We start from the raw sequence: 21,188 nt of genomic DNA on the forward strand, positions 1-21,188 counted from the left end.
CGCGTCAAAGCCCGTTAAGGGCGCGCTGATAGACTCCCGCTCCTTCGACGGCGCCGAACACCGGCGCCATTCAGGAAACGAAATGTCCAACGCTTCCAAGCCCGATCGCGCGCTGGCCCTGGCCACGCTGGCCATCCACGGCGGCCAGTCGCCCGATCCGAGCACCGGCGCGGTGATGCCGCCCATCTACGCCACCTCCACCTACGCACAGTCCAGCCCGGGCGAGCACCAGGGTTTCGAGTACTCGCGTACGCACAACCCGACCCGCTTCGCCTACGAGCGCTGCGTGGCCTCGCTGGAAGCCGGCACCCGTGGCTTTGCCTTCGCTTCGGGCATGGCCGCCAGCAGCACCGTGATGGAACTGCTGGACGCCGGCAGCCACGTGGTAGCGATGGATGACATCTACGGCGGCACCTTCCGCCTGTTCGAGCGCGTGCGCCGCCGCACCGCCGGCCTGGATTTCAGCTTCGTCGACCTGACCGATCTGGCCGCCTTCGAAGCGGCGATCACCCCGCAGACGAAGATGGTCTGGATTGAAACCCCGACCAACCCGATGCTGAAGATCGTGGACATCGCCGCGGTGGCTGCCATCGCCAAGCGCCATGGCCTGATCGTGGTGGTGGACAACACCTTCGCCTCGCCGATGCTGCAGCGGCCGCTGGAACTGGGCGCCGATCTGGTGCTGCATTCGGCCACCAAGTACCTCAACGGCCATTCGGACATGGTCGGCGGCATGGTGGTGGTCGGTGACGATGCGCCGTTGGCCGAGCAGATGGCGTTCCTGCAGAACTCCATTGGTGGCGTGCAGGGCCCGTTCGACAGCTTCCTGGCCCTGCGCGGCCTGAAGACGCTGCCGCTGCGCATGAAGGCGCATTGCGCCAATGCGATGGCGCTGGCGCAGTGGCTGGAAAAGCACCCGGCGGTGGAAAAAGTGATCTACCCGGGCCTGCCTTCGCACCCGCAGCATGAACTTGCGGGCAAGCAGATGGCCGGCTTCGGCGGCATTGTCTCGATCGTGCTGAAGGGCGGTTTCGAGGCGGCCAAGCGCTTCTGCGAAAAGACCGAGCTGTTCACTCTGGCCGAATCGCTGGGTGGCGTGGAAAGCCTGGTGAACCACCCGGCGGTGATGACCCATGCGTCGATTCCGGTGGCACGCCGCGAGCAGCTGGGGATCAGCGATGCGCTGGTGCGGCTGAGCGTGGGCGTGGAGGAGCTGGGGGATCTGCAGGTGGATCTGGAAAGGGCGCTGGCGGCATAAGCGCCGCGCCTGGGGCGCGGCTGGGTGGTGACTGCAACCTGGAGCAGAAGATGAACGCATATGACCGTGGCAAGGGAGAAACCATTGCGTCGCGTGTGCCGGAGGGCATCCAGGACTGGCCGGTTGAGCGTGTTGCCACCGACGCAGGCGATCTCTGGTTTCCGCTGGATGATCTGGTGATGCGCGAACATGCGCGCAACAGCGGGCATTGGGATCCAGCCGTAGGCCGTGTCCTGCTGGACGCCGCCAGGAACCGCGGCGACGGGCTGTTCATCGACGTTGGCGCGAACGTGGGCTATTTCTCGTGCCTGCTGTCCAAGCACCATCCCGCGCTGCGCACCCTGGCCTTCGAACCGCAACCGAAGATGAGCAGATTGCTGCAGCTGAACGTATGGCCGCATGGTGACCGCGTTCGCGTGCACGGCTGCGCGCTCGGCGAAGAACGCGGCGTGATCGGTCTGCGCAGCTCCCGCAACAACCTGGGCGACACCCGCGGCGTGGATGAACAGCAAGTCGACATGCTGGCACCCTGCATCAGTCTGGATGCGCTCTATCCCGATCTCCAGGCCGATCTGGTCAAGATCGATGTGCAGGGCTACGAATTGCAGGTGCTGCGCGGCATGGCCGGCGTTATTGCACGTTCGCCGGATATCCGCATCGTGGTCGAGTTCAGCCCAGAGTTGCTGCGAGCCGAGCATATCGACCCCTTGCAGGCGCTGGATGCCTACCGCGCCTTCGGGCTGCGAGTGCTGGTGATAGGCAACGGAACACTGCAGGAACTGAACAACAGCGAGATCATGCGCTACTGCAGCTCTGCTGGCACATCCGGCCAGGTGGATCTGCTGCTGTCGCGCGGCTGAGCGTTTTTGCGTGGTAACGACTAGAAGAACGAAGAAGGAATTCATGACAATGCAGAAGGCAGTAATCGTCACCGGTGGCGCAGGTTTCATTGGCTGCGCGCTCTCATCGCATCTCAAGCAGTTCGGCTTGCCCATCGTTGCGGTGGACAACCTGCACCCCCAGATCCACGCCGAATCGCGCCGTCCCGATGCGCTCGACGCAGACGTCGAACTGCACGTGGGCGACGTGACCGAAGCCAGCACGTGGGAGCAGGTCCTCGATCGCTGGCACCCTGCCATCGTCGTGCACCTGGCCGCCGAAACCGGTACCGGCCAGTCGTTGACGGAAGCGTCCCGGCACGCCCACGTCAACGTGGTGGGCACGACCGCGATGCTGGACGCATTCTCCGCACGCAAGCTGGTACCTGACCATGTGCTGCTGGCCTCCAGTCGCGCGGTGTATGGCGAGGGCGCCTGGCGCGATGCCGATGGCACCACGTTCTATCCGCCGCCGCGTTCGCATGCGGTGCTGGCCCAGGCGCAGTGGGACGCGCTGTCGCCGTCGGCAACCGGTCCTGCGCAGCCGTTGCCACATTCGGCAGCAACCGTGTACCCGGCGCCGACCAGCGTCTATGGTGGTACCAAGCTGGCGCAGGAACACATTCTGGCGGCCTGGTGCGGCGCCATGCAGGTCCCGCTGTCGGTGTTCCGCCTGCAGAACGTGTATGGCCCTGGCCAGTCCCCGTTCAATGCCTATACCGGCATCATCACGCTGTTCCACCGGTTGGCACGCAAGGGTCAGGCGCTGGACATCTATGAAGATGGTCAGATCGGTCGCGATTTTGTCTACATCGACGATGTCGTGGCGGCGTTGATTGCCGGCCTGCGCAAGCCGCCGACCAGCGTGCGCACGCTGGATGTCGGCAGTGGCGTGGTCACGACCATTGCAGACGCCGCCCGCTCCATCGCTTCCATGCACGGCGCGCCGGAACCGGTGGTATGCGGCAAGTTCCGCGATGGTGACGTGCGGTGGGCCGTTGCCGATGCAGCCCCCCTGGCAGCTGGGCTGGATGTGCAGGCGCGGGTTTCCTTCGATGAAGGTGCGCGCCGCGTTGGCGAATGGCTGATCGAGCGGGGTTACGCATGAGCCAGACCGTGTCCGGTGCGAGCTCCATGGCGGTCGTCACGGTGGCGGCAATCACGGGATCGCCGCAGGACTGGCTGGACTCCGTCCGTTCGCTGGGCACCCTGCAGGACAGCGAAGCCTGCTTCATCGCGGCCTGGGATCACATGAACGCGGAGCGCTGCTTCAAGGGTTCTGCCGCACAGTTGCTGCCGATGTGGACGTTGTCGGCCGGTGTGGCGGGCGTGCTGGAGCAGCAGCAGGCCGTGGAGGCCGTGCTTGTGGTCGGCTCGCCTGTCGCGGTGCCCCCGGCGCTGCTGCGCCGCGCGCTGGCGTGGATGCGTGATGACCCACGCATCGCTTCGGTTTCGTTCCTCTCCAACGCGGCTGGGATGCTCAGTTTCCCCTACCGCAATTCGCCAACGCCCTACGGTATTGGCGGCATGGATGAGGCCGGTGTCTGCGAGCGCCTGCGCCAGACGGCTCCGGATAGTGGCCCGGTGTCGTTGCAGGTCCCGGTGGGCCCGGCCGTGCTGGTGAATGCCTCGGTACTGCGCGCGCTGGGCGGGCTGGATGACCAGCGTGACAATCTTGTTTCGCTGTCGCTGGCTGAATTCGGTCTGCGCAGTTCACGCCGCGGGTTCCGCCACGTGCTGGATGCTGGCAGCTATGTCACCGCACAGTGGACGAGCGCCGGTGCGCCGGTAGAAGCGACCGAGGATGCGGCTTCACGCGCGTCACTGCACGCCGTCGACCGTAGCTTCCCCGCCTTGCATGACCAGCTTCGGAGCTCGTCGAAATCGCCGCTGGCCATCGCACTGGATGTGGCCCGGTCGAAGGTGCAGGGGCTGCGTATCCTGATCGACGGCTCCTGCCTGGGGCCGATGGAGATGGGTACGCAGGTGCAGACGCTGGCGCTGGTGCGTGCGCTGCTTCGACGTGACGATGTGAGCCGTCTGATTCTTGCCGTGCCGCACGGTCATCTGCCTGTGTACGCGGCAGACCTGATGCTGCAGCCCAAGGTGACCCTGTGCAACGCGGCTGACCTGCGTTTCGAAGGGGCCGATGAGGTGGACATTCTGCATCGTCCTTTCCAGCCCGACAGCCTGATTCCCTGGGATCGCTGGCAGCAGCTTGCCAAGCGCACCGTGGTGACCCTGCAGGATCTGATCGCCTACCGCATCGGCAGCTACCACGACACCGGCGAACGTTGGTTGCAGTACCGCAGCAACATTGAAACTGCAGCGCGCAATGCCGATGCGATCGTGGCGATCTCGGCCGATACGCGCGATTCCATCGTGGAAGAGCGCCTGCCAGTGGACCTGCAGCGTATCCACATCGCCAAGAACGGCGGTGATCACCTTGGCGATACCGATGTCGAACAGGTACCGGCAGAGCTCGTGGAGCGCGGCATGGCTGCCATGCCCTTCCTGCTGGTGTTGGGTGCCAGCTATTCGCACAAGAACCGCGACCTCGCCATCCGCACCTGGAATGCACTGCGTGAGCGCGGTCATGCCATCGGTCTGGTGCTGGCCGGTGCCGTTGTCGCGAAGGGTTCGTCGCGGCAGGAAGAGGCGCTGGCGCGGCGGAAGTCGTCCGAGGACGCGCTGCTGGTGCTGCCTGACGTGAGCAGTGCCGCACGCAACTGGCTGCTGCGCCATGCCGCGATCGTGCTGTATCCCACTTCCGCGGAAGGTTTCGGGTTGGTGCCGTTCGAGGCGGCTGCCATGGGTACGCCGACCGCTCACGTCAACTTCGGGCCCTTGCGCGAGCTGATCGATTCACCAGACCTGCCGCGCGATTGGGACCCTGCGAAGATGGCAGATTACTGCCAGCAGCTGCTGCAGGATCCGCAGCAGGGTGCCCGCAACATCCGTCACATCCTGGTGAGCGGTGCGGCCCTGACCTGGGATGCAACCGCCACCGACCTGGTCCACGCCTACCGCCAGATTCTGGCCGGCGCACCGCGCCATTAATGGAAGAATTGAACGCATGAATACCACTGACCTGGATGGAATTTCCCTGGAACAGGCGCTGATCGACTTTGAAGTTGCCAACGCCCGTGTAATGGACCTGACGTCGCGCCTGACGTCGATGAGTCGTGAGCTGATCAGCGCACGTTCGGAACTGGAGCGGATCAAGGTCGAGCAGGCCATGCGGGCCGCGGCCGGCACGCCGGCCCCGGGCCTGGTGACCGAGCATGCCCAGCTGCAGGAACGCTTCGAGCGCGTGCGTTCTTCGCGGGCGGTGCAGATCGCGGCGATCTTCAGCGGCAAGCTGCGGCGGTTCCTCTGATGGCACGGCCGCGCATCCTTCATTGCATCACCGTCTACAACGGGCGGGCATTTGTTCCGGCTGCCATTGAAAGTGCGATCCGCATGGACCAGACGCACGCGCAGATCGATGTGCTGGTGCTGGATGATGCCAGTCCCGAGCCGGGCTGGAGCGAGGAATTGGCCGCGTTCTGTCGTGAGCGCGAGGTCATGTACTACCGTACCCCGCGCAACCTCGGAATTCCCCGCAATGTAAGCTTGGGCATGCTGACCGCGGTCAAGCGTGGCTACGACTACGTGGTTATCAGCAACTCCGACGTGCTGTACCCGCGCGACCTGATGGGGCAGATGCTGGAGGTATCGCGCCAGCCGGGTATCGGTTCGGTTACCGCATGGTCGAACAATGTTTCGATCTACTCGCTGCCCAATGAAGACCCCAACCGCTTCCTGCACGACCAGGGTGTGGTGGACTGGGTGCATGCTGGCTTGGCCGGGCATTTCGGCAATGCTGCGATGGATATCCCAGCGGGTATCTCGTTCTGCATCCTCATCTCGACCGATGTCGTCCGCGAGGTCGGCATCATGGATCCCTGTTTCGGTCGTGGTTACTGCGAAGAAACGGATTGGAGCCTGCGCAGTCTGGCGGCGGGCTACCGCATTGCCTTGGCACCGGGCACCTACGTGTTCCATCACGGCCGCGGCTCGAACCTGGACGCCGGTATTGTTTCGCCCAACGCAACCACCGTTCCGGGCAACGAGGCGATCATCGATCTGCGCTACCCTCTGTTCCGCCAGCAGGTGGACGCGTTCGTACAGTCCGGCGTTCTTGCCCGTGCCCATGAAGACGCCATCCGCAAGCTGGTGATCAGTGCCGGGCAGCAGTTCGGTTACGGCATTGACGTTGGTTGGGTGGCGCGGGACCGCAGTGATGAGAGCAGAGTCAATATCCTGCTGTCGCCGGATGGCGTCACGGATGATGTCGTTGCAACGTTCCGTGGTTTCCGTCTGCCCCTTGCCGTGCAGAAGGGGGATATCGCACACACGATCCGGGACGCTTTTGGCAGTGAGCCAAGCGTGGTGAATCTGTTTGATCGCGGGCAGCTTGCCTCTGCCCTGGAGAGTCAGTTTGCGGGCTCGGTGGAGAGCTGCTTCAACTCCTATCCGGTGCGCATATGACTCATGAAAAGAAGGCGGAGCTGAGCCATCGGACCAATAATTTCGATTTCGTCCGCTTCGTGGCGGCGACCAGCGTTCTCATCAGCCACCACTTTGCGCTCTCGGCCTTGCCAGAGCCCTTGGTGCTGAAGTACCAGACGCTGGGGGGATTTGGTGTTTTCGTGTTCTTCTCCATCAGCGGGTTCCTCGTTGCGCAGAGCTGGCAACGGGATCCGAACCTGATCCGCTTCGCGCATCGTCGCCTGCTTCGCATCTGGCCGGGCCTGTTGTGCGTCCTGCTGCTGTGCGCACTGGTCCTGGGTCCAATTGTCACCACGATGCCGTTGGCGGATTACTTCAGCGACGAGCTGACCTGGACGTATTTCAAGACCATGTTGTTCCAGGTACAGCCGTTCCTGCAGGGCGTTTTCCCGCAGAGCCCGGTTGCCTACATTCCGAATGGCGTGCTGTGGACGATTCCGATTGAAGTCCATTGCTATGGATACCTGGCGCTGCTGGGCATGATCGGTGTGCTCCGCTGGCGCTGGCTGCTGCTGGCAATGACCGTCGCCTTGGCGGTCTGGTACTACGGAATCCACGATGCAGAGGGCGTGTTCCGAAACGGTGGTGGGCGGATCCACGAAGTGGAGTTTGCAACGTTCTTCTTCTCCGGTGTCCTGCTGCATTACTTCCGCGAGATCTGGTCGACCCCCGCGCGGGCATTGATGACCTTGTTGCTGGCGGTTGTGATGGGCGGCGTGCTGGTAGCGTTGGACCATCAGCTGATAGCGGCGTTCGTGATTACGCCCTTCATCTTCGTCGCTCTGGGTAACGCCAGTTTTCCGGTGCTGCGCAGGTTCGGGCGCTTCGGCGACCTTTCCTATGGCATTTACATCTACGCGTTTCCGGTCCAGCAGACGATCATCTGGGCGCTGGGCGATCGGCTCTCCTTCTTGCAGAGCCTGGGAATGGCACTGGCCATTACCTTCGTTCTCGCTTGGTTGTCGTGGCACCTGATTGAGCAGCCGGCGCTGCGTCTGAAGCCGAAGACGCCCCGGGCGGCCAGCAGGGAAGGTCAGTTGGCGGCACAGCCTGCTGTGTCCTGATCCGTCCCTTCGGCCGGTTCTACAAAAGCAGAAGGCCCGGGTGTCGATGCCCGGGCCTTCTTCTTTGGTGTCATCGCGACGATTAGGTGCGTGCGCTGCGGTAGACCCGCGCAAGCCCTCGCGCCATGGCCGCCATTCCGGGCAGGCGCAGCAGGCGATCGATCCCCCGCCCCAGGCGCATCCCAGCACGCTGGCCCGACGTGCCCGGGGGCGGCGGCGGCAGGGTGGCCTCCAGTGCATCCAGGCGACGCAGGACGGTAGTGACCTGCCGGCCATCCACGCGGCGCATGGCTTCCGCCAGGGCGGCGTGGACTTCCAGCGCTGATCGGCGCCATCCGTCCTGTTCACCCGGCTGGCGCACCGAGCTCCAAGTCGGCAGCCCCGCACCCAGGCGGGTCACCAGTTCGCGGGTTGTCTGGTAACGGTGGATGTTGGCCGATGCGGAAATCTGCCCGGCCAGTTCACGGTTCAGGCCGGTATCGCGCACGAATACCGGGCGCTGGTGGGCCAGGGCATGCAGCACCGGGAATCCAAAGCCCTCGTAATGGCTGGGGAACACCACCAGTTCCGCATCACGGTAGAACGCGCGGAATGTGTCTTCATCGATGTGTCCGGCCTGGAAGGCCTGGATGTCGGGCGAGCGTTCGATGTCCTGCGGGTAGCCGATTGCGATGATGCTGCGGCCCGGCAGCGCGCTCGCCAGGGCATCCGCGGTCTCCTTCACGAACTTGTGCGCGTAGTGGTTGCCAATCACCAGGATGTGCTGACCTGCAGCAGATGCCTCCGGGGCCGGCATGGCATAGTCGGCGGGGTCCAGCGAGTGGCGAGACACACACTGCAGTACGTGCGGCCCAATGGCGTAGCGCTGCCGGATGCGATCCAGGGTGAAGGCCGAGTTGGTGAACAGCACGCTCATGTTCTCCAGCGCAAAGCGCCAGACATCTTCATCCATCTCCAGCGCCAGATATCCGCAGTCGCTGGAAATGGTGTCAAGCATGAAGATGCCGACCACCGGTGCGGTGGTGAACAGGCGGTTCAGTACACCCACCTGGTAGGGCTGGCCAATCCGAACCACGGCAGCCGCACGTTCGCTGGTCTGGCCCGGCTCGAGCCTTGCAAGCCCAGCGAACTGCTCCATGCCGTGGAAGGTCCAGGCTTCCAAGCTCATGATCACACCGATGCGTACGTCGTCCGGCCAGGACTTCAGCGCTGCAGCGACCAGCTTTACCCCGGACTCGAAGGTGCCGTTGTGGAAGGCGCCAAACGAAGAGAAGTCGAAGGCGATCAACCTGCGTCCGTCGGCGGGATGCAGCGTCTCCAGCAGCGATTCGGCGCGGTACTCCGGCGAACGGTAGTAGCGCTCCACCAATGCCTGGTACTCCGGATACCGCTCGCGCAGCACCGTGGCGTTGTGTGCATCGCGTTCACTGCGTTGCTGCTGGGTGGTGGCGAAGGATTGTTCCCCCTGGTGCCACACGAAGGCATGGTTGGCCAGTACGGCGCGGTAACCTGCGCGATTGGCGCGCATGATCAAATCGTTTTCTTCGTTGTATCCCTTGCCGTAGATGGCGTCGAAGACGCCGAACTCGGCCAGCAGCGTGCCGCGGATCCAAAGTGCGAAACCGATCGCGGTCGGCGCAAGACTGAAACGGGGCAGGCGACGTGCCAAGGGCTGGAAGCGGGCAAACGCTTCGGCCGCGCCCAGGTCCTGCAGTTCCAGCGAATGAGGCAGCGTCGCCAGCGTGGCATTGTTGCTGCGCGGGCAGACGAAACCGAACATCGGATCGAGCGCGGCCACGGCCAGCATTTCTGCGATGGCGCCGGGCAATACCTCGGTGTCCGAATTGAGCAGCAGAACGTCTGCCCCCTCGGCGATTGCACGCGCGAACGCATGGTTACAGGTGCCGATGAAGCCCAGGTTCTCGTCGTTGGCGACACCGTGAACAGGCACGCCATCAATCCCTTCGCGCAATGCAATGTCCAGCGTGTCTGCCAGGCCTGCATGTCCAGGGCTGTCGTTGTACAGCCAGACCGATGCCCCTGCCTCGATCAGTTCGCCAGCCACGCTGCGCAGGCCCCGCATCAACGGTGTTACCAACTGCTCGTTGCGGTAGAAGGGTACTACCACGTGCAGCGTCGCGGCGGCAGCGGACTCTGCTGGCGTAGCCGTCGTTGCAACCTGGCGTCGCGCGGGTTCAACCGCGGGCGCTCCTGGCAGCATCTCGGGCAGATACTGCGGCTTCTCCAGCAGCAGGGCCACCACGTCTTCCAGGGTGTTGATCGGTCGCATGTCCTGCAGCGGCAGGGTGTCCACGCGTTCTTCGGGCACCAGGAACAGGGCACATTCGGCATTGTCACCGAAGAAATTATCGGCGCAGCCGTTGATGTTGTCGGGGTTGAACGCAGGATAGATGGCGCCGAATGCGCGATAGCCCAGACTGTCGGTGGATGCCAGCGTGGCCGCCGCACCGCTCACTGAATTGCACTCGGCGAACACCACGGGGCGGCAACGCCGCAGCGTCTGCCGTGCGCCGGAGATGACGTTCGCTTCCATGCCCTCGACGTCAATCTTCAGCAGATCAAGCTCTGGCAGTTCCAGCATGTCCAGGGTGATCAGCTCAACCTGGTAGCCCTCGCCCTGGTCGATCAGGGCCAGGCTGCCAAGATTCTGCGTGCCCGCTTCCGGATCCTGCAGATGGATGATGCCAGGCTGGTCGGACACGCCGACGTTGCGGGCACGAATGCGCGCATCCAGACCGTTACGGTGGATGTTGCGTCCGAGCACGGCAAACGTGTCGCGGCGTGGCTCGAACGCGAGCACCTGCCCCAACGCGCCGGTGGCGTGGGCCAGGGCGATGGCATGGGTGCCAATGAACGAGCCGACGTCGGCGACCACGCTGCCCGGCTGGACGAAACGGCGCAGCAGGTCCAGCTCCGTTTCCGCCCACTCGCCATACCAGCGCAGTGAATCGGCGACGACTGAATCACCGGGGAGGGTTTCGAAGACGCCATGGCGTCCGCTGATCGTGGTCATGAGCTGTGCGAGGTACGGAACGAGACATCCAGCGGATAGGCGCCGGAAATGCCGTGGACGAGCTGGGAGTTGAGGGCCGTGAGAACAATCACATCGTGCAGCCAATGGTGCTGCACATGATCATCGCCGGGGCCTTCGGCTAGGGCTACATCCAGGCTGTACTCGCCACGGACCAGGCGCGGCAGCCGCATCTGGAAGGTGACGGTGAACTCGCTGCCGGCTTCGACCGAAATGGCTTCTTCCCGCAGATAGCTGTCCGAACTTTCTGCAACAACAAACTGCCCCTTGCGGTCTTTCAGCATGAAGCCGATGGCCGGGTAGGACAGGGTCTTGCTTGCCCGCGCGGTAATGGACAGGCGGACGTCGTCACTGGAGGTGAATTCGGTGAGCAGGTTGCCCTCCACATCGGTGAACACCGCGCGTTCGATGGATGCACCGCCTGCGCCGAATCCATCGGCGTCGGCGCGGAAGCTGCCGGCATGGAACTGCGTGGGCTGTACGTTGGCAGCCTCATAGCTGCCCGGTCGGGCTACCGGCGTGCTGGCAGACTCGGGCGCATCGAGTCGATCGGCGTACAGGTCACGCAGATAGATCGCGGAAATCTCCCGGGCACTACCGACATCACACAGGTAATGGCCGTCTTGGCGCCGCAGCAGGACGGCCGATGCGCACAGCGCATTGACCGCGCCCATATCGTGGCTGACGAACAGCAGCGTGCCGCCCTGGCGCTGGAAACCGGCAAGGAAGCGCATGCACTTCTGCTGGAAGTAGGCATCGCCAACGCTCAGTGCCTCGTCAATGATCAGGATGTCAGCATCTACGTGGGCGATGACGGCAAATGCCAGGCGCACGTACATGCCGCTGGAATAGGTCTTCACCGGCTGCTCTATGAAAGCGCCGATGTCGGCGAACGCGGCGATCGCATCGAAGCGCTTGGAGACCGTCTCGCGATCGACCCCGTACAGCGATGCAGCAAGGAACACGTTCTCGCGGCCGGAGAATTCCGGGTTGAAGCCCGCACCCAGTTCCAGCAGCGCCGCCACGCGGCCGTTGACCGTGATCTGGCCTTCCGTGGGCGTGAGCGTGCCGCAGATCATCTGCAGCAGGGTGGATTTTCCCGCGCCGTTACGGCCGATGATGCCCACGGTCTCGCCACGACGGATCGTGAACCCGACTTCGCGCAGGGCCCAGAATTCGCGGTAGTACTGGCGACGGCCGCGAAACAGCATCTGCATCAGGCGGTGTGCCGGCTTCTCGTACACATTGAAGCACTTGCCCAGGTCGCGGACCTGGATCGCAATGTCAGAGCACATCGGCAAACCCCTTGCGCGTACGCTGGAAGAAGGAGAAGCCGAAGAAAAACACCGCGGCCGAAACCAGCAGGCAGATCGGGTAAACCACCGGGTCCAGACCCTTGCCCCAGATCAGGACATCGCGCATCTGCGCCACGATCGGCGCCAGCGGGTTGATGTTGAGGAACGGTTGCAGCGACGCCGGGATGGCATCGATGGGATAGAAAATCGGGGTCAGGAACATCACGGCCGTGGTGATGATCGCGGTGATCTGCGCGGTATCACGGAGGAAAACACCCAACGCCGACAGCAGCCAGGCCAGGCCGGTCATGAACAGGATCATGGGCAGCATCACCAGGGGGGCCAGCAACGCGGTGAGCGGTGGCAGCCCTGTGGAGACCAGATAGAACAGGAGCCAGACCACCAGGTTGACTGCCAGGCTGAACATCGCCGTCAGCACGCTCACCCACGGCAGGACTTCCAATGGGAAAACGACCTTCTTCACATAGTTGGCATTGCCAACGATCAGGCTGGGAGCCCGGTTGAACACTTCGGAGAACAGGTTGAAGACCAGCAGCCCGCTGAACAGCACCAGTGCGAACTCGGTGCGGGACCCACTGCCGCCAGGCCAACGGGCCTTGAACACCTCGCTGAACACGAAGGTGTAGATGGCCAGCATGAAGATGGGCTGCACCAGCGCCCAGGCCAGACCCAGCAGGGAGCCACGGTAGCGGGCGGCGATCTCGCGGGCGGCCAGGGCCAGGACAAGGCCTCGGTTCTGGCGCAGGCTACGCAGCAGGTGGAGCGGGGAACTTGGGTAGGCTTCCATTCATCGCTGACAAAGGGATCGACCTCCTAGTTTACTGTGCAGCGCAGGGGGGTGCAGCGTGAATGTTCAGGTTGGCCCGCGCCCCTGGCGCGCGAACGTGAAATGCTTGTGCCCCAGGTAGGCGGTGGCAATCGGGACGGCGACGCCGACCAGGTGCGCGCTCAGTGGAATGTCCAATGGCCAGGACAGGGCGGGCAGTACCCAGCGCTTCAGGAGCACGCTGATGGCCAGGGTCTGCAGCAGGCTGATGGCATTGATGCCGACGAACCATGCGAGCTGCTGTGCGATCGGGCGATCCGATCCCTTGAACACCAGAAGTCGGTTGAGGATGAAGGCGGTCAGCATGCCCAGGCCATAGGCCAGGCAGACCGCTACCTCAAACGGGGCCACCAGGCTGAACAGGATTCGACTGCCCACGTTGACCGCTGCCGCGGTGCCACCACAGAGCACGAAGAGCAGGAACTGGCGGCTCACGCGGGTTCCCCACGGCGGTGATTGGAGGACAGGGCAACCGCGCCGGTCAGGATCATCAGTGTCACTACCAGCGCAATGAACAGCCCCTGTCCGCGCCGATCCTCGGCCATTAAGCGCAACATGCTGAGTGTTCCAACCGGAATCGGTGGGGTCACGGCGACCCACCCATGCGGATCCTTGTCGATGATCTGCAGTTGGTACTCGTCGGCGGGAAGGGTCAGTACATGCGGCTGCCAGCGCTCGCCGGCAACGCCGCGAGAGGCCAGCTCGATGGTGTGCTGCCTGCCCACCAGCGTCGCGGCAACCAATGGCGGGCCATAGCCGCCCTGGAAGTACAGCATGCGGCCGCCTGGGAAGGGCACCGTGGTGCTGCGGCACTCTGTGATGTTGCTGTCACCGCTGTCGACGAGATAACTGCCGAAGGCCTGTGCGCGGTGCGGCAACCCGGCGAATGCGCCGGGCTGCTCGATCGCGCTGCAATGGTCCATCGAGAAGGGCAGGGGGCGCCTGATCTCCACGGGCATCAGGTCGGCGGCATCGGGTTGCGAGAGCACGCGACCGATGCGGTCCGCGTCGGGGTAGGGTAGGCGTCCTGGTGCGTCCCGCAGCGCTTCAACATCGGTGTCACGCAGGTAGTCGCTCAGTATCTGTTCCTGCCTGACACCCGCTACGGAACGTTCCTGCATGCCATTCTGGGCGATCAGGAACGATGGGAACGAGGACAGAGCGACCCAGCCGATGAAGACGGCAGGAGCCAGTGATCGCAGCCAGAGTCGCCGGCCGTCGGCGTTTCCGAAGCATGCGTGCAGCACCAGCCACAGGTTGTTGATTACCCCGATGGCCAGCAGATCGGTGTAGCGCGAGCTCACGGCATTGTGGACTTCGGTGCCCCGTGAATACGCCATAGCGACCGCTTGAACCAGCACCCAGCCAGCAATAGCGAACGCAAATCTCTCGCCGCGCGAAACACGGTGGCGCGACACGACGCGGCGCAGGAGCACCGCCGTCAGCGCGGCCGTTGGCAGCCACAGAACCACTACGCTGATCCAGCGAGGACGCAGCGGCCACGCCAAGGTGTTGCGCAACGCGTCGAGGAACTGGCCCACTGACTGCGCATGGAATGCGTCGCCATGCGGTGGGTCTGGAAGGATCAAAAAGCCGGAGACGACCACTGCCAGCATCAGTGCAAGCGCAATGATTCCGCCGCGACGGTCCACGTCGGCAGCCAGCAGGCGATAGATGAGCAGGCCTGCGGCCGCGGCGGCGGCAAAAATGCCACTTGCCATCGTAAACAGCGCCAGCACGGCGCAGACAAGCATGCCGATGAGGCGGCGTCGGTCAAGTGCGTCGGCCGACGCCAGCCACGCCGTGAATACTGACAGCAAGGCCAGGATGAAGAACTGGTTCTGGAAGCCGGCGATCAGGTTCTCCCATCCGAATGGCGCTGCGGCCAGACAGAACACGCCGATTGCCAGGAACGGACGTGCCGCCGGTGGCAAGGTGCGCATGCCGACCCAGGCCATCGCACCCAAGGCGGCGGCATGGGGGATGATGTTGAACAGCATTTCCACCTTGGCATCGAACTGGTTGCCATTGGCGGCAAACAGGCCCAGTGAGATCAAGCGGGTGAACAGGATGCGATGTTCATTGTGCGCAGCGAAGAAATGGCCGACGCCCAGCTCGCCGCGCAGGTAGGGCAGCAGCAGGTTGTCGAACTCGGCGTCCCACTGGTCCCAGAAAGGGCTGCTGCTGCCAAAGCGCAGCACCAGGTAAGCGCGCACGGCCATCATCGGCACCACCAGGATGCCCAACAGGAACACCGGGTTCAGCGGCTCGAAGCAGCGGGACATCCGGTCAAGCGCAGCGCTCACCATGGGCTTCATCAGCGCAGTGCCTCGTCCACCAGTGCCTGGGCCGTGTTGATGCTCTCGTTGATCGAACGGTCCTCCGGGTAGTAGTACGCGGTATCGGCCATGAAGAAGCCCTGCACCGGCGTGCGCATGGACGGCAGCATGTCCTGGAAGCCCGGCGGGCAGATGGTCTGGGCGAAGTCGTAGCGATGGCAGTGCGAGGCCAGAACCCAGTCGCGCTGGAAGGCCGGGTTGATGCGCGCCAGGTAGCCCAGTACCTCTTCGATCAGCTCGGCGTTTGAACGCTGCCACTTCGGATGGGTCTTGGGCATGTAGTAGGGCGCGTACAGGATCTTCTGGCCCGGATCGTGGCCCGGGTTAAGGTTGCTGTATTCGATCACGCCGGGAATCTCGATTCCCGGATCGCTGATGTTCATCCAGAAGTTCTCGCTCACCGCATGCTTCAGCTTGAGGATCACGCAGGCGACGGGAATGTTCTGCACGGCGGCGACCTTGTCGCGGAAGTCGGCAGGCAGCCCCGGCACCAATGCCGGCACATACTGGATGGGGGCAGTGGAGATCACTCCGTCATAGGCGGTGAACTCGCCGCCGATCGATACGCCGGTAACCCTGCCGTTCTCCGATACCACCTCATCGATGCCACGGGAGAGCTCGATACGGCCTCCTCGCGCCTGGATGTCCTGCACCATGCGGTCCAGCAGCGTCATTGAACCACCTTCCAGGTAGCCCATGCTTTCATTCATCAGGTTGCGACGGGACAGCGCCACGCGCTTGATGCGCGTGCCGATCCAGCTTGCCGACAGATTGTCCTTGAACTCGAAGAACTTCAGTCGGAAGGCGTCCTTCCACATCACGTCGTAGGCCTTCTGGCCGACCCAGCGCCGGATCCAGGTGCCCGCTTCCTCTTTGTCCAGTGCCGTCCAGTCCTTGATGCCCTTGGTGTACATCACGTGCAGGGCATAGCGGAACTTGCTGATCGGCCCCAGGTGCGGGAAGGCAAGCAGTGCAAACGGATTGCCCCACTTGTAGAGCTTGCCCTGATAGAAGTAGCCCATCTTCGTGTCGGTCCAGCGCAGCGCCTTGGACAGGCCATAGCGCTCCAGCAGAGCAAAGAGTGGGTAATCGGTCTTGCAGATGAAGTGGTAATAGCGCTCGATCGACAGTCCGTCGAAGTCGAAGTTGGCCGACATACCGCCAATGCGATCATCACGCTCGTAGATCGTGACCGAGTGGCCAGCGTCGAGGAGTTTCACGGCGGCCATCAGGCCCATGGGGCCAGCGCCGATGATGGCAAATCGCTTTTGGGTCATGACTGGTTACTCGATTCTGAAGGGCATGCTGGCGGCGTACGAAGGGTTGCAGTACGCGGCCTTTTCGATTTTGTAGCGAGCGTCAGCGTGGTTCAGCGCTGCAGCACGATGTGGCTGTAGCGCGGGTCGGTATAGCTTTCGCGGATCGCTTCCTCGAACGGCGTCTGCTTCACGCCGAATGTGGCTTCGGTGTCGATACCCTTGAAGTCGTCGCCGGCGCTGAGCGCCTTCAACTGGTCCGCGGTGAACGGCGGTTTGCTGCTGAACAGGCTGTAGACCTTCAGCAGGAACCCGAAGAAGCCGATCGGGATATGCACGATCACCGTGTGCAGCTTCTTCACCCGCTTGATGGTGCGGATGATGTCCACGTAGTCCACGCGGGTATCGCCCACGATGTCGAACACCTCGCCATTGGGCTCGGTCTCGATGCACTTGGCGATGCAGCGGCAGAAGTCGCGTTCGTACAGCGGCTGGCGCATGAACCTGCCGTCACCCGGAATCGGGAATACCGGGGTGCGCGCCATGAAGCGCGACAGCCAGCCCAGATGCTTGGGATCGAACCATCCGAACATCAGGGTAGGGCGCAGCACGCAGTGGCGCTGGCCACTGGCCACGACCATCTCTTCCTGCTCGCGCTTGGTGTTGGTGTAGTCATCCTTGGCCACCGAGTTCACCACCGACGAGCTGATGTGCACCATGTAGGGCACGGCGGCATCCTGGGTGGCCTTCAGCACATGCTCGGTAGCGGTGATGTTGTTGCGTACGAACAGATCGGTGGTCTTGCCGGTGATCTGTGCATGCAGCTGCACCACGCAGGCCGCGCCGTTGAACTCGGCTGCCCATGCGCCCGGCTCGGCAAGGTCTGCGTGCAGTACACGCACGTCCGGGTGCAGGTCCTGCAGGATGCGCAGATTGTGCGCGTGCTTGTCGATGGCGACCAGCTGGGTGTAACCCTGCTGCTTGAGCTCGACGATCAGGTTCTGACCGACCAGGCCGGCAGCGCCGGTAATCACGATCTTGGCGTGCTTGTCGGTCATGTCAGAGCTTGATCCTGCGGAAGATGAATTCGGGAATGTTCTTGATGATCATCATGATCGCCCACCAGAAACCCGGCAGGTAGGCCACGGCCTTGCGCTTGCCGATGGCCTTGAGGATGCCGGCCGCCACCTTGTCCGGAGTAGCCCACAGGGCGCCCTTCTTGAACGCGGCGGTCATCGGCGTGTCGACGAAGCCCGGTTTGATCACCAGCACGTTCACCCCGGCCGGGCGCAGGCGCTGGCCCAGCCCGCTCAGGTATGCGGTAACGGCGGCCTTGGCGCTGCCGTACAGGTAGTTGCTGGCGCGGCCGCGGTCACCGGCCACCGAAGAAATCACCGCCAGGCTGGCACCGGACTGCAGCCGCTGTGCAAGCGCGGCGGACAGGGCGATGGTGGAGGTGCCATTGGTCGCGAATTCCTGCAGGGACAGGTCGACCGAGGCATCGCAGGCCGCCTGGTCGGGCAGGGTGCCGTGGGCGATCAGGACGGTGTCCACACCGCCCAGCGCGCCCCAGGCGTTGTCCAGCAGGGCGCCATGGGCGGCCACATCGTTCACGTCCAGCACGCCGCTGTGCACGTGCGGTGCACCGCGTACGCGCAGGTCGGCGGCAATGGCGTCCAGCCTGGCGGCACTGCGGCCGACCAGATAGAGCGCGGCACCGCGTGCGGCGTACAGGCGGGCCACCGATTCGGCGATGGCCGAGGTTGCGCCGATGATCAGGATCTTCTGCATGCTTACTCCATCACCCGGCGCCAGAAGCCGGATGAGAATCGGGGGTCGATGAAGCGGGAGAATGCTTCCCAGGCCGGGTAGGCCTGGCGGAACAGGGTGCCGGACATGCGTGCATCCTTGGCCGCATACACTGCACCGCCGGCCTCACTGACGATGCGGTCCAGGCGGTCGAGCATCTTCAAGAGGTCGGCGCCGTCGTTCGGGAAATCCAGGGCCAGGGTGGTCCCCGGCCGCGGGAAGGAGAGCATGCCCGGGGAGGGCCGGTCACCGAATTCCTTCAGCACCGCCAGGAACGAACCGCGCCCGCTGCGGGCTATTTCGCCCAGCAGCGCGGCAGTGGCATCGCGTGCGGTGGCCGGCGGCAGTACGCACTGGTGCTGCAGGAAGCCGCGCGGGCCATACATGCGGTTCCAATGGTTGATGCCGTCCAGCGGATAGAAGTAGCTCTGGTAGTGCGAGACGTGGCGTGCGCGGCGCGCCGGCTGGCGCCAGTAATACAGCGTATTGAACGGGCGCAGGGTAAGGCTGTTGACCAGCGAGACCGGCGGCACCAGCGGCATGCTGCGCTTGGGCGCCGAACTGGGGGTAGCCGCATGCGCGTCGCCCGGTGCATGGTCGCCGCGCAGGAAGTGCCCGCGGCCCAGCGCGCTGCCCTTGGCCAGGCAGTCGATCCAGGCAACGGTGTATTCGAAGTCATTGGCCGAATCGCGCGACAGCGCGAAGAACTCGTCCAGGTTGTGGAAGCGGATCGATTCGGTTTCGATCCACGGGCCGGGCACACGCCGCAGCTGCAGTTCGGCCCAGGTGATGAAGCCGGTCAGGCCCAGGCCGCCCACGGTGGCGGCGAACAGGCCGTTGTCATCGGCCGGGCTGAGTTGCTGGCGAACACCGTCACTGCGCAGCAGTTCCAGACAGCGCACGTGGTGGCCGAAAGTGCCGGCACGATGGTGGTTCTTGCCGTGCACATCGTTGCCGATTGCACCGCCCACGGTGGCATAGCGGGTACCCGGGGTGACCGGCAGGAACCAGCCACGCGGCAGCGCGATATCCAGGATGTCGGCCAGGGTGACCCCGGCCTCGCACCGCACGATGCCGGTGGCCGCATCGAAGTCGATGAAGCGGTCCAGGGCGCGGCTGGTCAACAGGGTGGCGCCCGGGTTCAGGCAACTGTCGCCGTAGCTGCGGCCATTGCCGTGGGGCAGTACCGTGCCGCCTTCCGGCGGCAGCGGCAGCAGGGCCGCACGGTCGAGCACCGGAACGATCCGCTGTTCGACCCGCGGGTAGCGCCCCCAGGACTGGCCGAGCGCTGCACTCATATGGCGATCAGCACAATCAGTACGCACAGCGCGATGACGATCTGGCTGCCGCGGTCCATGGCCGCGAACACGATCGGGTCATCATGCATGTCGCCGCGGTGGGAGACGATCCACATGCGGCTGATCCAGTACAGCAGGATCGGGCACAGCAGCCAGAGCAGCTTGGGGTTCCTGTACAGCTCCATGCTCTCGGGGCTGTTGATGTAGAGCGCGAACACCAGCACGCCGATATAGCCGGCGGCGGCACCCAGCGACTGCACCAGCGGCAGGTCGGCCACCGAGTAGCCGCGGCCGATGGCCATTTCCTTGCCGTTGGCCAGCGCCGAAGCCAGTTCGGTATAGCGCTTGAGCATGGCCAGGCTGAGGAACACGAACATCGAGAACGCCAGTAACCAGAACGACAGTTCGGAATTGATCGCCACCGTGCCGCCGATGATGCGCACCGTATACAAGGCCGCCAGCAACACCACGTCGATCATGACGATGCGCTTGAGCTTGAGCGAATAGCCCAGGGTCATCACGTAGTAGCACAGCAGCACGCCGGCGAAGGCCGGGCTGCACCACAGCGCCAACGCGAAGCCGGCCAGGGTAATCAGCGGTGCCACCAGCAGGCCGTGCAGCAGCGGCAGCGTGCCGGCGGCGAAGGGCCGCTTGCGCTTGCGCGGGTGCATGCGGTCCGGGGTCAGGTCCAGCAGATCGTTCAGCAGATAGACGCCGGATGCACACAGGCCGAAGGCCAGGAAGGCCACCGCTGCGTCGACAATGGCCACTGGATCCAGGAAGCGGTGGGCGGTCAGCAATGGCACCAGCACCAGCAGGTTCTTCAGCCACTGGTACACGCGCAGGGCCTTGATCCAGGTCAGCAGGCCGCCGTTGTGGGCGGGCAGGTGTGCCAGGACTTCGGTCTGGCGGGCGGCATCGCGGGCCAGGCCGCTGCCGTTGTTCACTACGATGGCGCCACCGGCACGTGCCCAGACCTTCAGGTCGACGCGGCCGTTGCCCATGTAGTCGAAGCCGCGCTCACCGAAACGCTCGGCCAGCGCGGCGCCCTTGTTGTTGCCCGACAGGTTGGTGTGGCCATCGCTGGCCATCACTTCTTCGAACAGCCCCAGATGGTCGGCAATCGGCTGCACCAGCAGTCGGTCAGACGCCGTGCACAGCACGCGCGGCCGTTGCGTGGTGGTGCGCAGCATCTCCAGCACCCGCTCGTCGTAGGGCAGCGTTTCGGCGGGCAGCTGCACGCGCGAGGCCAGCTGGCGCTTCACGTGGGCCTTGCCACGCAGCAGCCAGAACGGCACCAGGAAAATGTACAAGGGGTTGTGGGCCAGCAGGGCCAGCAGCGATTCGTACAGGATGTCCGAGCGAAGCAGGGTGCCATCCAAGTCGACGCACAGGGCACGTGATGAGGTCACAGCGAACGTGCCTCTGCGCAGAAAATGGCCTGATACTGCATGTACTTCCCTATCCGCGCGATTGAATTCGTCCTGAATGATAAGGGAACCCAGCGTTGCCCGCAGCGGCCAGTGCCTGCCCGCAAT

General features: G+C 64.0%; 17 protein-coding genes. 7 read left to right on the forward strand and 10 right to left on the reverse strand.

Annotated elements, in window-relative coordinates; translation table 11 throughout:
• The first annotated feature begins 82 nt into the window (after window positions 1-82).
• The 7 genes from C1922_RS02915 to C1922_RS02945 are packed head-to-tail and all read left to right on the forward strand — an operon-like array spanning window position 83 to window position 7,754.
• The gene (locus C1922_RS02915; protein WP_108748420.1) at window positions 83-1,258 is read left to right on the forward strand and encodes a cystathionine gamma-synthase; all 1,176 of its coding nucleotides are present in this window, start codon (window positions 83-85) and stop codon (window positions 1,256-1,258) included.
• Between the two features lie 50 nt (window positions 1,259-1,308).
• A complete protein-coding gene (locus tag C1922_RS02920; protein ID WP_108748421.1) occupies window positions 1,309-2,118 on the forward strand; it encodes an FkbM family methyltransferase in 810 nt (269 codons plus the stop codon).
• 49 nt (window positions 2,119-2,167) lie between these two features.
• Window positions 2,168-3,244 carry an SDR family oxidoreductase gene (locus C1922_RS02925; RefSeq protein ID WP_108751460.1) on the forward strand — a complete coding sequence of 359 codons (1,077 nt, stop codon included), beginning with the start codon at window positions 2,168-2,170 and terminating at the stop codon, window positions 3,242-3,244.
• On the forward strand, window positions 3,241-5,196 hold the full coding sequence (locus C1922_RS02930; protein WP_234413455.1) for a glycosyltransferase: 1,956 nt from the start codon (window positions 3,241-3,243) through the stop codon (window positions 5,194-5,196). The genes C1922_RS02925 and C1922_RS02930 overlap by 4 nt, the downstream gene beginning before the upstream one ends.
• A 16-nt stretch (window positions 5,197-5,212) precedes the next feature.
• Window positions 5,213-5,515 carry a hypothetical protein gene (locus C1922_RS02935; protein ID WP_234413456.1) on the forward strand — a complete coding sequence of 101 codons (303 nt, stop codon included), beginning with the start codon at window positions 5,213-5,215 and terminating at the stop codon, window positions 5,513-5,515.
• Window positions 5,515-6,669, forward strand: coding sequence for a glycosyltransferase family 2 protein (locus C1922_RS02940; protein WP_108748423.1), 1,155 nt, complete (start codon window positions 5,515-5,517; stop codon window positions 6,667-6,669). The genes C1922_RS02935 and C1922_RS02940 overlap by 1 nt, the downstream gene beginning before the upstream one ends.
• The gene (locus C1922_RS02945; protein WP_108748424.1) at window positions 6,666-7,754 is read left to right on the forward strand and encodes an acyltransferase; all 1,089 of its coding nucleotides are present in this window, start codon (window positions 6,666-6,668) and stop codon (window positions 7,752-7,754) included. Before C1922_RS02940 ends, C1922_RS02945 begins: the two co-directional genes overlap by 4 nt.
• A gap of 82 nt (window positions 7,755-7,836) precedes the next feature.
• On the opposite strand, the gene C1922_RS02950 is transcribed toward C1922_RS02945, so the two are convergent.
• The 10 genes from C1922_RS02950 to C1922_RS02995 form a co-directional block, all read right to left on the reverse strand.
• The gene (locus C1922_RS02950) at window positions 7,837-10,788 is read right to left on the reverse strand and encodes an FkbM family methyltransferase (protein WP_108748425.1); all 2,952 of its coding nucleotides are present in this window, start codon (window positions 10,786-10,788) and stop codon (window positions 7,837-7,839) included.
• Window positions 10,785-12,101, reverse strand: a complete 1,317-nt coding sequence (locus C1922_RS02955; RefSeq protein WP_108748426.1) for an ABC transporter ATP-binding protein — start codon at window positions 12,099-12,101, stop codon at window positions 10,785-10,787. Before C1922_RS02955 ends, C1922_RS02950 begins: the two co-directional genes overlap by 4 nt.
• Entirely contained in the window at window positions 12,091-12,909 is an 819-nt protein-coding gene (locus tag C1922_RS02960; RefSeq protein ID WP_108748427.1) for an ABC transporter permease, read from the reverse strand. Before C1922_RS02960 ends, C1922_RS02955 begins: the two co-directional genes overlap by 11 nt.
• A gap of 66 nt (window positions 12,910-12,975) precedes the next feature.
• On the reverse strand, window positions 12,976-13,383 hold the full coding sequence (locus C1922_RS02965; protein WP_108748428.1) for a GtrA family protein: 408 nt from the start codon (window positions 13,381-13,383) through the stop codon (window positions 12,976-12,978).
• Window positions 13,380-15,254, reverse strand: coding sequence for a hypothetical protein (locus C1922_RS02970; protein WP_159091846.1), 1,875 nt, complete (start codon window positions 15,252-15,254; stop codon window positions 13,380-13,382). Before C1922_RS02970 ends, C1922_RS02965 begins: the two co-directional genes overlap by 4 nt.
• An 11-nt stretch (window positions 15,255-15,265) precedes the next feature.
• Entirely contained in the window at window positions 15,266-16,564 is a 1,299-nt protein-coding gene (locus C1922_RS02975) for an NAD(P)/FAD-dependent oxidoreductase (protein WP_108748430.1), read from the reverse strand.
• A gap of 92 nt (window positions 16,565-16,656) precedes the next feature.
• Window positions 16,657-17,601: an NAD-dependent epimerase/dehydratase family protein gene (locus C1922_RS02980; protein WP_108748431.1), complete on the reverse strand. Its 945-nt coding sequence runs from the start codon at window positions 17,599-17,601 to the stop codon at window positions 16,657-16,659.
• Window position 17,602: 1 nt separating this feature from the next.
• Complete coding sequence (locus tag C1922_RS02985) at window positions 17,603-18,334, reverse strand: SDR family oxidoreductase (RefSeq protein ID WP_108748432.1); 732 nt, start codon at window positions 18,332-18,334, stop codon at window positions 17,603-17,605.
• Window positions 18,335-18,336: 2 nt separating this feature from the next.
• Window positions 18,337-19,650, reverse strand: a complete 1,314-nt coding sequence (locus tag C1922_RS02990) for an FAD-binding oxidoreductase (protein WP_108748433.1) — start codon at window positions 19,648-19,650, stop codon at window positions 18,337-18,339.
• The gene (locus C1922_RS02995) at window positions 19,647-21,044 is read right to left on the reverse strand and encodes a UbiA family prenyltransferase (RefSeq protein WP_108751462.1); all 1,398 of its coding nucleotides are present in this window, start codon (window positions 21,042-21,044) and stop codon (window positions 19,647-19,649) included. Before C1922_RS02995 ends, C1922_RS02990 begins: the two co-directional genes overlap by 4 nt.
• Window positions 21,045-21,188 lie beyond the last annotated feature (144 nt).

The organism is Stenotrophomonas sp. ZAC14D2_NAIMI4_7 (assembly GCF_003086675.1).
In the GTDB taxonomy this organism is placed as follows: domain Bacteria; phylum Pseudomonadota; class Gammaproteobacteria; order Xanthomonadales; family Xanthomonadaceae; genus Stenotrophomonas.